Raw genomic sequence first — 12,650 nt, forward strand, 5'->3', positions numbered from 1 at the left:
CAGCATGGAAATCATCGTATTCTTGTCCATTGTGATTGCTGTTGTGGCTGTATTGACTGCCATCGTTCTCGTTCGGCGTGTAAAAAAACAAATAGCAGAAATGACCGATGTGCTGGTTGATGTGAAAAACGGAAATGGCAACCGTCGTATTCTATCTGCAACAAATGAACTGACAGCACCTCTTGCCTATGAAATCAACGAGATCGTTGTGGCCTATGAAAGCAGACTTTCAACTGTACGGCAGACAGAAGAAACCAACCGCCAACTTATGACGAGCCTTTCCCATGATGTGCGAACGCCCCTTACTACTCTGCTTGGGTATCTTGACGCTGCACACAAAGGACTGGTCACAGGAAAAGACCGGGATGATTATATTGAAACCGCCCGCCGGAAAGCCCATGATCTGAAAGAATATATTGATGTACTCTTTGACTGGTTCAAGTTAAATTCAAACGAGTTTGCTTTGGAAATCCAGAGCGTTGAGGCCGCAGAGCTGACAAGAAATATCCTCATTGACTGGATACCGATTTTTGAGGATAAACAGGTTGAGTATGACATCGATATTCCCGAACAGCCTGTCCGGGTAAGATTGGATATGGACAGCTATATGAGGATTGTCAATAATCTCATTCAAAATGTAATCGCTCACAGCCATGCAGACAAAATCAAAATTGCCCTGTCAAAGAAGGAAAATAACATGGAGCTGCTGCTGGCAGATAATGGAGTGGGAATTGAGAAGGAAGATTTGAAACACATTTTTGAACGGCTCTATAAGTGTGACAAAGGACGGTCTGAAAAAGGAAGCGGTCTTGGTCTTTCTATTGTCCATCAGCTTGTAGAAAAGATGGGTGGGAGTATAACAGTTGAAAGTTTGCCGGGAAAAGGAACTGAATTTATGTTGCTTTTTCCTTTGGAGAGTTAAGCGGGTTCCCGTCTTTATGGCGGGAGCCTTTGTCATTTTACTGGATTTCAAATTGCAAGGTTAATGCAAGGTTGCGGCAAGGTTAATGCAAGGTTGGCATGATAGAATACCTTACAGAACAGGAGGTTTTGAATATGGATACAAATTATATCATTGAAACAAAAAACCTGACGAAGCAATACGGCTCACAAAAGAGTGTGGTTGACTTAAATATCCATGTGAAGCGTGGGAGAATTTACGGTCTGCTGGGCAGAAACGGAGCCGGAAAAACCACTACCATGAAAATGCTGTTGGGCTTAACGAAGCCTACTTCCGGTGAGGTCAAAATCTGGGGAAAGTCTTTACAGGGGAATGAAAAGAAGTTGCTGCCCCGTATTGGCAGTCTGATCGAGTCCCCCGGCTTTTATCCCAACCTGACCGGCACAGAGAACCTGCGTATCTTTGCTACCCTGCGGGGCGTACCAAACAATCATGCCATCAAAGACGCTCTGGATTTGGTAGGACTGCCCTACAAAGATAAAAAGCTCTTTTCACAGTATTCTCTTGGTATGAAGCAGCGGCTTGCCATCGCCCTTGCCGTTATGCACGATCCGGAGCTTTTGATTTTGGATGAGCCGATCAACGGCCTCGATCCCATCGGTATTGCAGAAGTACGTTCCTTTATTCGTGAGCTTTGTGACGCGCGAGGAAAAACCATTTTGATTTCCAGTCACATTCTTTCGGAGATTTCCTTGCTGGCTGACGATATTGGAATTATCGACCACGGCGCATTGCTGGAAGAAGAAAGCCTTGCTGAGCTGGAGCAAAAAAGCAGTAAGCATATCCGTTTTACGCTTTCGGATACTGCACAGGCGGCAAGAATTTTGGAACGCAATTTCCATGAAAACCATTTTTCCATACAGGACGACCACAATCTGCGTCTACACAATATGGAGCTACCCGTGGGGAAAATTGTAACTGCTTTTGTAGAAAACGGATTGGAGGTATCAGAAGCACATACCTGTGAAGAAAGTCTTGAAGATTACTTCAAGCGTGTGACAGGGGGCGAAGGAATTGCTTAAACTAATCAAATGCGAATTTTTGAAATTGAAACGGAAGAAATTTATTCCGCTGATTATTCTGGCTGCTTTCCTGTTTCCAATCCCGCTGACTTATCTGATGACAACGCCCTCTATGATGGAGCGATATACGGATCGGGCAGATGCTTTCGATGGACTATTTAACATGGTGTTGGGATATGGTATCCAGTTTTTACTGCCCTGCATTATCGGAGTGATTGCCGCTATTCTGTTTTTTATGGAACGCGACAACGATACATTCAAAAATCTGCGTACAATTCCCGTAACTAGCACGCAAATGGTACTTGCAAAGATTATTGTCCTTTTTATCTTTGGAATTGTTTTTTGCGTGGCTTCTACCATTGCAACAATTCTTTGCGGATTTGGAACATTAGAAGTTTATGGAATAGGCTATAAATTGTTTTTAGCGGTTGAAACGGGGATCTTCATTACGGCAGGAACACTCCCGTTGATTGTCCTTGTTGTCTTTTTCAGTAAGACCTATGTTTTTTCCATTTTGTTGTGTGTCTTTTACAGCGTTCTGAACATGAGTGCTACGGCATTGTTTGACACACTGCCTAAAACTATGTTATGGCTTCTGCCCACGCCACTGACTACATTTTGGAGTGCGGGAGATATGGCGGCTCATGGAATAAAAATGGACTTGGAGCAAATGACAGGGCTAATTCCTTCAACATTTCAAGTTGTATTCATTCTTGGGATCATGGCATTGGTTTCGTTCTTACTAATTGACAGATTATATAAGCAGAGGGGGGAATAAACATGGTTCGCATTGTAAAAACAGAATTTTATAAATTGAAAAGGTATCATATTCTTTGGACGGGCGTTGCACTCATGCTCCTATCCGTCCTGCTGACCTTGTTTACCTCTATGGCGAATGATGGTTCCGTTTGGGATTTCGCCTATCTTACAGAACAGGTCATCAAAAACAATATGTCCATGATTTTTCCGATGTGTATCAGCCTAATTGCTGGATATATGATTTCTCGTGAGCAGACGGATGATACATTGAAAAATATTCTGACTGTGCCGATCTCTTTTAAGAAGCTGCTGACCGGAAAATTGATTGTGTGCGGCGTATTGTCTATTATTTTCGGGCTGATATGCAGCATGTTTACAATCATAGCGGAAATGATTGTGGGATTTCCAGGCTTTGAGATTTCCTTGGCTCTAAAAGCAGCCTTGCAGATTACTGCGGTTAATTTCTTTTTATATCTTGCGGTTCTGCCGATTATCGCTCTTACTTGTCGGAGGGCAGGCAGCTTTTTAGTCGGTGTAATCATTGCTTTTGTCTATGGATATGGAGGGATGTTTGCCGCAGGAAATATGACATTGGCAAACCTTTATCCGATTACCGCAAGTCTCGGAATGGTAGGCTACCGTAGCTATGATACCGCAGTCAACTGGAATATCGTAACCTGTTCCTGCAGTCTTGTGCTTGCTGTCGTTATTTCTGCCATCTTGATTTTGTGCATGAAAGAGCGAGAAGCAATCCAAACAAAGAAAAAGGCCAAAAAGGTAGCACCAAAGAAAGGCTGGTGATGATTTTATGAAGAAAATAGTTTTAGCATTGGCATTTGTCCTTTTGGGAAGTTTTATGCTTGCTGGCTGCTCAAAAGATGAAATTCTCAATCATTACAATAACATTGTTCAGTCTGCGGGCTCCATAGAACTGACAGGGAAATCGTCACTGCAAGGGGAAAAAGAAAAAGGAATTGATGATTATACAGGGACTTATACGGCTGATTATGCGAACTTTTCAGGTACAGAGTATTTGTTCGGAGGAACTTCCATAAAGAGAGAATCCGGTAAGGAGCTGCCCATTGATTGCACCTTGGAGATTACGGAAGGTACTGCAAAAGTATTCTGGATTTCTGGATCAGATGAAGCAGTCACGTTGATTGAAGCAACCGGAACTTATAGTGACACAATTACACTTCCTGATGGTGGAAATTATATCGGAATTGAATGCGAGAGTTTCACAGGAAGCATTGAATTAAATATTGAATAACATTCTGCCGGACGACGGCAAAAGAAAAAAGCCGTCGTAGAGCAGACACATTTCCATGCGCCTATGAAACGGCGGCTTTGAGAAGATCAGAGCCGCCGTTTCTTTTTGATTTTCAGACTGATTCTCATGCAATCAGGAGGGCGGTATATGGGAGGATACCGCCATGTCAATTTTCGTCATTCATAGCACCCATGAGCTGCACCAATTAAAAAAAGCCTTGCCCCTCCTCCGGGGAGGTATGACTACCAATCAGCATTATCATTCTATCTAAATCAGCAGAATAATAGGTGTTTTTGTCGCGCCGGTTTCCCATTACAGGGAGCTGGCGCTTTTTATTGTCGATTTTTCGGGAAAGCTCCCGAAGTATGTCACTGCCGATCCCCGCCTCCACTCGGTTCACCCGTTGACAAACCCGTGAATCGAAATGGAGGTACATAATGAAGAAAGTCAATCTTAGGGACTTATATCCCGATGTTTACAAAAGCGATCACTTTGTAGAAGTAACCGAAGATGTGCTGGAGACGCTCCGAGCCGCTGAGCGTGCGGAAGCTGCTTATGACCGGAGGATGTATCGCTATAAAGCGCATTACTCCCTGGACTGTGATAACGGCATTGAAAATGCGATCCTGATGAAGCCCCAGACGCCGGAAATGCTTCTGGAGGAAAAGCAGCTGCGGGAGCAACTCTATGCCGCTGTGATGGCTCTGCCGGAGAAGCAGGCTAAGCGGATCTATGCCCGGTATTACCTGGGGATGCGTGTAAGCGAGATTGCCGCAGCGGAGGATGTAGACCCAAGCCGTGTTCGTGACAGTATCCGGCGTGGTCTGAAGCAGCTGGCAAAGTATTTTTAGGATAGAATAACAAAGGGCGCAAGGTCTCAAAGTGCTTCTGGCACAGGGCCTTGCGCCCCATTTGCATCCTTGTATTCTTCGAGCGAAAGAAATATAATAAGCCATATTGGAGGGAAACTATATGGATTATATGACGCTGAAAGAAGCAAGTGAAAAATGGGGTGTTACCCCAAGGCAGATCAATTATCTGTGTACCGGTGGGCGTATCCCCGGCGCTGTAAAGATGGCTACAATTTGGCTGATTCCCAAGGATGCAGAGAAACCGGCAGACCGTCGTTTCAAAAATACAAAAAAATAATCCTCTCGTGAGGTTTCTGTGACATTTGGATGTTACACTAAGAATGAAGGAGTGTGATACAATGCGAATTTTAGTAGTCGAGGATGATCGACTTTTGAATAATACCTTGTGCTATAACCTGGATACTGCGGGCTATGTCGTGGACTCTGCATTGACAAAATCAGCAGCCAGTAACTTTCTGACCAAGCAGGACTATGACCTGATCGTGCTGGATGTAAACCTGCCGGATGGGAATGGCTTTGATTTCTGCCGTGAGGTAAAGGAGCGTCGGCCGGATACGGCGGTGATCTTCCTGACCGCAAACGATATGGAAAGTGATATGCTCAAAGGATATGAGCTGGGCGCGGAGGACTATGTGACCAAGCCATTTCCTATGAGCGTCTTTCAAAAAAAGCTGTCCGTGGTGCTGGGGCGGTTGGCGAAACAGTCTGGAGGCGATTGCTATGAGGATGGTGCGCTGTCCATCAATTTCTCGGAGATGACTGCTTCCCTGTCCGGTAAGCCGTTGGTGTTCACTCCGTTGGAATACCGGCTGTTGAAAATACTGACCAAAAATCCGCAGAATGTTTTGACCAGGCAGGTGCTGCTTGAAAAGCTGTGGGATGCCGATGGAAACTTTGTGGATGAACACGCCCTGACTGCGGCCATCAGCCGGGTGCGGAACAAAATTGAAACAGAGGGATGCCAGTACATCAAGACGGTGTACGGCATGGGCTATATGTGGATCGGAGGGGCATCGAAATGAATATGCGAAAACTCTCCATCAACAAAGCCTGTATCCTTTTGGGAACGCTTTTGCTGCTGGCGGTTGGTGCAGTCTGCGCCGCTGTTTATCTGCTGACCCAGAATATAACCGCTGTCCGGTGTGTGTTCCTGTTCAGTCTCTTTGTACTGCTCTGCGTTATCTTCTTTGTGGCTCTGATCCGCCGGAAGCTGGTTCGGTTCTCCGATGCCTTTTGTGGTCAGATGGATGATATGCTCTCCGGGGATATGCAGCCGAAGCAGACGGTTGAGGAAGAAAGCCTGTTCTATAAAATCAACTACCGGCTGGGGCGGCTGTACGAGGTCATGCAGGAAAATAAAAATAGCATCGCAAAGGAACGGGCTGACCTGCAAGAGCTGATCTCTGACATCTCCCATCAGGTCAAGACCCCGATTGCCAACTTGAAGATGATCAACAACACGCTGCTTGAAAATGAGGTTCCTCCGCAGAAGCAAAAGGAATTTCTGACAGCCCAGGCCAGCCAGCTTGATAAGCTGGGCTTCCTCATGCAAGCCATGATTAAAACCTCCCGACTGGAAACGGGAGTCATTTCGCTGGAGCAGAGACAGCAACCGGTTTACGATACCCTTGCCGCTGCCCTAGGCGGGATTTTGCTCAATGCCGAAAAGAAAAAGATAGATGTGCAGGTGGAATGCCCGGAGCATTTGGATGCACGCCATGATAGAAAATGGACAAGCGAAGCCCTGTTCAACATTCTGGATAATGCTGTGAAATACACCCCGGCAGGCGGGCAGATCCGTGTGTCGGTGGAAGGCTGGGAAATGTATGTGAAGATCGACATTGCCGATACCGGCATCGGCATTTCAGAGCAGCACCAGGGGACGATTTTCAAGCGGTTTTATCGGGAAGATGTGGTGCATGATGTGGACGGTATTGGAATCGGTCTGTATCTGGCCCGTGAGATTGTGACCTTGCAGGGCGGTTATATCCGGGTAGCGTCTGAGGTTGGGAAAGGCTCAACCTTTTCTGTTTTCCTGCTCCGAAAGTAGAGTAAGCACACCCCGAAAATTGAAATGTCACAGATTCGTGACATTTGGGGCTGAATTTAGCGGAAATTTTTTGTGGCTCGTGACATTTCTGTGAGGTTTGGTCGTTACAATGGGTTTATCAAAAAGAAAGGATGGTGTTCTCTATGAGCATTTTGCAAACGACTGAACTGAAAAAATATTATGGTGCAGAGCCGAACATTACCAGAGCCTTGGATGGTGTGACCCTCTCTATTGAAAAAGGAGAATTTGTAGCTATCGTAGGAACCTCCGGCAGTGGTAAATCCACGCTGCTGAACATGATCGGCGGATTGGATGTGCCCACCTCCGGCCAGGTGGTCGTGGATGGCAAGGAGCTGTCCAAACTCAAAGACGAGGAACTGACCGTTTTCCGCAGAAGAAAGATCGGCTTTATCTTCCAGAACTACAATCTGGTACCGGTGCTGAATGTCTTTGAAAATATTGTGTTGCCTGTGGAGCTGGACGGAAACAAGGTAGACAAGAAGTTTATGAACGAAGTAGTGCAGATGCTGGGGCTTGAGGATAAGCTGAACAATATGCCCAATAACCTCTCCGGCGGCCAGCAGCAGCGCGTAGCCATTGCCCGCGCCTTGGTGTCAAAGCCCGCTATTGTCTTGGCTGATGAACCCACAGGCAACCTGGACAGCAAGACCAGCGCCGATGTGCTGGGGCTTCTGAAAACTACCAGCCAGAAATTCCACCAGACCCTCGTAATGATTACCCATAACAGTGAGATCGCCCAGCTTGCCGACCGCATTATTCGGATCGAGGATGGTAAGATCGTGCAGTAAAGGGGGGGCGGGACTATGAATGACATTCTATTTGGCAACAATAATTCCAAAGTAATTACCAAGCTATCCAAACGCTATTTCAAGAAGAATAAGGTACGCAATCTGGCTGCACTGCTGGCAATTATCCTGACTGCTTTCCTGTTTACCTCTATCACTTCCCTGGCGTTCAATATGGCGTCCTCCATCCAACTCTCTCTGCAAATGCAGAAAGGCAGCAAGGCGGATGGCACTTTGGGGTATATGACGGAGAAACAGTACGAGCAGCTTGTAAACAGCGATTTTGTGGACCAGGCAGGACACCGGCGTATCATTGGCTATGCAAGCAACACTTCCAGCCATTCCATTGAAATCAATTATGAAGATAGTGTGCAGCAGGAACTGACCTTCTGTGTGCCTACCCACGGAGCTGCACCGGAGAAAGCGAATGAGATCGCCACTACGGATTTGGCGCTGAAGGCGCTGGGTGTAGAACCTGAGATCGGCGCAGAGGTTCCGTTAGAATTTGAACTGCGGGGGAAAACTTATCATTACGATATGGTGCTTTCCGGCTGGTGGGAAGCAAGCAATGACTCTGTGAGCGTTGCGACTGTTTCAGAGCAGTTTATAAAAGAAAATCCCGATGTGGTTCAGAACACTTATGCGGTAGACCATGTAATGTCCGGCGTTACTTTTTCCGATGTCGTGCTGAAGAATAAAGCAAATGTTCAGCAGCAGTTGAATGAGTTCGTTTACTCCATTGGCGGCAATCCAGAGGATATGGGCGCAGACAATTTCATTCTCGCCTCCGAAAATCAAATGTCCCAGGGATTGACTTCATCAGAGTCCATCGTGCCTGCTGTTGTATTTATCCTGATGTTTGTCGTGTGCGGATACCTGCTGATCTACAATATCTTTGATATTTCCGTGATGCAGGATGTTCGTCAATACGGTCTGCTGCGGACGATTGGAACTTCCACACGGCAGATCAAGAGCATTGTGAACCGTCAGGCGGTCTGGCTCACGCTGATCGGACTGCCTATTGGTCTGATTGCCGGTTTCTTTGCCGGTTGGGTGCTGCTTCCTATCGTGACAGAGATCATTAACCTTGAATACTCTATGGTGGGTACATCCGTATCGACCTCGCCCCTGATCTTTGTTATTGCCGCTCTCTTTACAATTTTGACCGTGCTTATCAGCACCCGGAAGCCTGCAAAAAAGGCGGCAAAGATTTCTCCTCTGGAGGCGATCCGCTACACCGAGCAGAACGCCTATAAAAAGAGCAGTGCCAAGCGTACCAATAGAGTAAAGCTGTCCCGCATGGCCTTTTCCAACCTGGGGCGCAATCGCCGGCGTTCAGCGTTTATCATTATTTCCCTGCTTCTGTGCATCGTCCTGTTTAACTCTATCATCATTGTGACGCAAAGCCTTGATGAAGAAAAGTGGGTAAACCGTGTTACCAGAACAGATTTTAATGTCTATAACTCCGCCGCATTTAATGTAATGGAGGGCGTTCAGCACCATGAAGATACGCTCTCACAACAGGCAGTGGATCTGATTGCCGGACAGCCCGGAGTTGAGGATGAACGCTATCTTTACCGAAATACAAAAGACGATAGAAATGTGTTGGTTGACTATGGGTTTGAAGATTTAAGCGGCATAGAGCTATTCCATGAGGAAGAAGGCGTCGTAAATCAAAGCTATCAGGGATATAGCCTGTACACAAGTTCTGATACCGAAAGGCGCTATTTTGGTAATGTGATGGGAGCCTCCGAGAATTTCTGGGCGGATATGCGTATTTTTGAAGGCGAAGAAGATGCCGAAACCTTAACGCAGAAAATGGCTACCGGAGAATATGTCATTATTGGTTGCCCCATCGACAAATTGACAGAGGAACCAAATAACACTCCGCTGACCGATCAGTTACAGGTCGGGGAGAGCATTTCCTTCTACAAGGATGGGGAACTGGTCAAAACCAGCACCATCCTTGCAAAAGCGATTCTCGTGGGAACAGAAACAGAAACGCCCACAGGCACTACCGCTCAGGCACACATCGCCGGTGATGCTCCTTTTGTATATCTGCCAGACACTGTATTCAAGGAAATCTATGACGCTCCCACGCTTCTGACTTATGGATTCAATGTGGAGGAAGCCTTGCAGCCGCAGATGGAAGAATTCTTGAGCAGCTATGTGAGCGAAAATACTTCGGTTGCCTATACTTCCACCAAGCTGTTGAAAGAGCAACTTGATTCGGTCCGCAGCATGATTCTGGTTATCGGCGGTTTGATTGGCTGCATCATGGCCTTTGCGGGACTGATCAACTTTACCAACATGATTATTACCAACATCATCACCCGCCGCCATGAGTTCGCTACCATGCAAAGCATCGGTATGACCGGCAAGCAGCTTCGCCGCCTGATGGTCTATGAGGGCATCTATTATGCCGTCGGCGCAGACATTATTGGCGGAGCAGCCGCAGCGATCCTGGCAGTCACGGTGCTAAAGAGCGCATTAAATGGCCCCTCCATGTGGTTCTTTACCCTGAACATTACATTGGTTCCTGTTCTGGTCATTGGTGTGCTTTATCTGCTGCTGGCTGCGGTCATTCCGCTGATTGTTCTCCACTTCTTTAACAAGGGAACTGTGGTGGAACGGCTGAGGACTTCGGAGTAACGGCAGAGATTGCTACAATAAATAATCATAAACCTATTGAAAGCCGGGAGGAGGCATTTCCTCTCGGCTTTCCTCAAAAAATTTGAAATCTCACAGATTGGTGAGATTTCAGCTTGTTATTTTGTCGAAATGGCGTATGTCCGTGACATTTCTGTGAGGATTGCCTGTTAAGATAAAAGAAAAGTGAAAAAGTTGCCGCACGATAGCAAAAGAAAAAAAGCCATCGTACAGCGACTATATTGTTATGCACTTTGTAACGGTGGCTTTGAGAAATCAGAGCCGCCGTTTCTTTGCGTCTACACAAACCAATGACGACTTGCAGGGACACGGTAGCCGATTGGAGGTTATTTTGCCGTGTATCTTTTGCTTTTTCAAAGTTCGCATGATCTACATCAGTTAAAAAAAGCATTGCTCCTCCTCCGGGCAAGTATAACATTGCATCGGCATTATCGTTCCATGTAATTCGGTATAATAGTGGCTGTTTTTGGCGCGCCAGTTTTCCATCGCGGAAATCTGGCGTTTTTTGTTGCCATTTTTTCGGAGATGGTTCTGGAGGAAAAACAGTTTCGGGAGCAGGTCTATGCCGCTGTGATGAAGCTGCCGGAGAAACAGGCAAAGCGAATTTATGCCCGATACTATCTGGGAATGACGGTAAATGAAATTGCCGAAGTAGAAGGTGTAGATCCAAGCCGTGTCCGAGACAGCATCCGGCGTGGCTTAAAACAGCTCGGAAAATATTTTTGATAAAGTTTCATTTGATGCGCCTGTTTTTTGTCAGTGTTAATAAGAAGGTTATACCGATTTGAAGTGCGCTTATTAAGAAAACGCCAGATCCAGGGGCGTATCACCTCTGCAGCTGGCGTTTTCTTATAGATTTGTACTTGCCTGTTTATCCAATATACGGGAATATTAAAGTAGCTTCACACCCTTTCGGGAAAACATTAGTAAGTTTGAAATTGCCGTTATGAGCTATGGCGACTTGTTGGACAATCAGCAATCCAAGCCCATGTCTTAAATCAAGCCGTTCATCTGTGCTTTCCATATAATGCGGTTTTTCTTCCAGCTCTTGCAGCTTTTCAGCAGACAGGCCCGTTCCGTTATCCGTAACCGCCAAGATAAGATGGTTTTGCGATGCTGTAAGCGAAAGGCAGACTTCACAGCCCTGTGGATTGTGTTTCATGCTGTTCTGGACAAGGTTGTTTACAGCCCGCGAAATCAATCTGGCATCACATTCCAACACAGCATTTTCGGCGTCAGGAGTGATCTTAATTCCGATGTTGTAGCTATCGGAAATTCCTGTATTCAACAGGTCTGCTACATAGGATCGCAGTAGTTTGGATAAGCGAACCATCTCTTTATGAAGCGGCTGCATCTCATATTCCAACTGCGATACTAAATTCAAATCCTGCACCAGCTCTTTGATTTTTACACTTTGCTTCCGTACTATTTCCGCCTGTTCACGGATGCTCTTGCTGGCAGCTTTACTTTCTGCAATACGGCCCGCATACCCCATAATCATGGAGAGAGGTGTGCGGATGTCATGGGAAACGCCGCTGATCCAGTTCGCCCGCGCTTCATTTTGCCTATTCAAAATGGAAGAAGCTTTGTTTACACTGCTTGCAATTTCTGATAGTTCTCCGCTGATATGAAGTGAAACTGGCTTTCCGTCTGCCAAAGTTTCCACAGCGGACACAATCGGTTCGGTATTGTGAATGATTCTGCGTTTGGAAAAGTAATAGGCTGAAAAGAGGCACAGCACATCCAAGCCAAGCATCCCCAGCACAAAGATGGGGAGTCGTTGAAGTGCTGCAATGGAATAGTAATTGCTGGTGAGTTTTGTGTAGCTGTCTGTGGGATAGCCCAGCACCAACAACCCATCATCGGTGTTCCAAATAAAAACCGGGTAATCCTCAATATACCCTTTTGAAAATAGTGCGACATCTTGAATTGTGTAATTTTTCGGCACATTGTCCGGCAAATCAACCGACCAATAACATTGACCATCTGTGTTCAAGTAGATCGCCCAAATATGATTCTGTCGGAGCATTTGCACCGCCTCATCCGATAATTGTTCCGGCGTAGCGGCGGTAGCAGTCATTTCCAACATGGCTTGCGGGGATGAATCGCCATAATCCTCGGTCACAATCTTTTGAAAAGTCAGACCGAATACTACTGCATTAAGAAAAAGCAATATCAGAATAAAGGCAACGAACGACACAAGATATTTAGATATATAACTTCCGAATGATTTCATGACA

The 12,650-nt window shown here is 46.1% G+C and carries 12 protein-coding genes and 1 pseudogene; 12 read left to right on the forward strand and 1 reads right to left on the reverse strand.

Going from position 1 to position 12,650, the window contains the following annotated elements:
* The first annotated feature begins 4 nt into the window (after positions 1-4).
* The 12 genes and pseudogenes from DXD06_RS04200 to DXD06_RS04270 all read left to right on the forward strand — a co-directional run.
* The gene (locus tag DXD06_RS04200; protein ID WP_117830766.1) at positions 5-922 is read left to right on the forward strand and encodes a sensor histidine kinase; all 918 of its coding nucleotides are present in this window, start codon (positions 5-7) and stop codon (positions 920-922) included.
* 134 nt (positions 923-1,056) lie between these two features.
* The gene (locus DXD06_RS04205) at positions 1,057-1,983 is read left to right on the forward strand and encodes an ABC transporter ATP-binding protein (RefSeq protein WP_117830767.1); all 927 of its coding nucleotides are present in this window, start codon (positions 1,057-1,059) and stop codon (positions 1,981-1,983) included.
* Positions 1,976-2,761 carry an ABC transporter permease gene (locus DXD06_RS04210; protein ID WP_117830768.1) on the forward strand — a complete coding sequence of 262 codons (786 nt, stop codon included), beginning with the start codon at positions 1,976-1,978 and terminating at the stop codon, positions 2,759-2,761. The genes DXD06_RS04205 and DXD06_RS04210 overlap by 8 nt, the downstream gene beginning before the upstream one ends.
* Before the next feature lie 2 nt (positions 2,762-2,763).
* A complete protein-coding gene (locus DXD06_RS04215; protein ID WP_117830769.1) occupies positions 2,764-3,543 on the forward strand; it encodes an ABC transporter permease in 780 nt (259 codons plus the stop codon).
* A 7-nt stretch (positions 3,544-3,550) separates the two neighbouring features.
* Positions 3,551-4,012 carry a hypothetical protein gene (locus DXD06_RS04220; protein ID WP_117830770.1) on the forward strand — a complete coding sequence of 154 codons (462 nt, stop codon included), beginning with the start codon at positions 3,551-3,553 and terminating at the stop codon, positions 4,010-4,012.
* Positions 4,013-4,449: 437 nt separating this feature from the next.
* Positions 4,450-4,863 (forward strand): sigma factor-like helix-turn-helix DNA-binding protein, encoded by a 414-nt coding sequence (locus DXD06_RS04230; protein ID WP_117830771.1) that lies wholly within the window; start codon positions 4,450-4,452, stop codon positions 4,861-4,863.
* A gap of 121 nt (positions 4,864-4,984) precedes the next feature.
* On the forward strand, positions 4,985-5,161 hold the full coding sequence (locus tag DXD06_RS04235; protein ID WP_117830772.1) for a helix-turn-helix domain-containing protein: 177 nt from the start codon (positions 4,985-4,987) through the stop codon (positions 5,159-5,161).
* Positions 5,162-5,222: 61 nt separating this feature from the next.
* Positions 5,223-5,906, forward strand: a complete 684-nt coding sequence (locus DXD06_RS04240; protein ID WP_117830773.1) for a response regulator transcription factor — start codon at positions 5,223-5,225, stop codon at positions 5,904-5,906.
* The gene (locus tag DXD06_RS04245; protein ID WP_117830774.1) at positions 5,903-6,934 is read left to right on the forward strand and encodes a sensor histidine kinase; all 1,032 of its coding nucleotides are present in this window, start codon (positions 5,903-5,905) and stop codon (positions 6,932-6,934) included. Before DXD06_RS04240 ends, DXD06_RS04245 begins: the two co-directional genes overlap by 4 nt.
* Positions 6,935-7,077: 143 nt before the next feature.
* Complete coding sequence (locus tag DXD06_RS04250; protein ID WP_040342337.1) at positions 7,078-7,743, forward strand: ABC transporter ATP-binding protein; 666 nt, start codon at positions 7,078-7,080, stop codon at positions 7,741-7,743.
* 15 nt (positions 7,744-7,758) lie between these two features.
* Positions 7,759-10,392, forward strand: a complete 2,634-nt coding sequence (locus DXD06_RS04255; protein WP_117830775.1) for an ABC transporter permease — start codon at positions 7,759-7,761, stop codon at positions 10,390-10,392.
* A gap of 540 nt (positions 10,393-10,932) precedes the next feature.
* Positions 10,933-11,136 (forward strand): annotated as a pseudogene (locus DXD06_RS04270) (sigma-70 family RNA polymerase sigma factor); the annotation flags it as partial.
* 145 nt (positions 11,137-11,281) lie between these two features.
* Here the strand turns inward: DXD06_RS04270 and DXD06_RS04275 are convergent.
* Complete coding sequence (locus tag DXD06_RS04275; protein ID WP_117830779.1) at positions 11,282-12,646, reverse strand: sensor histidine kinase; 1,365 nt, start codon at positions 12,644-12,646, stop codon at positions 11,282-11,284.
* Positions 12,647-12,650: the final 4 nt, after the last annotated feature.

The organism is Roseburia sp. TF10-5 (assembly GCF_003462365.1).
Lineage (GTDB): Bacteria > Bacillota > Clostridia > Lachnospirales > Lachnospiraceae > Roseburia > Roseburia faecis.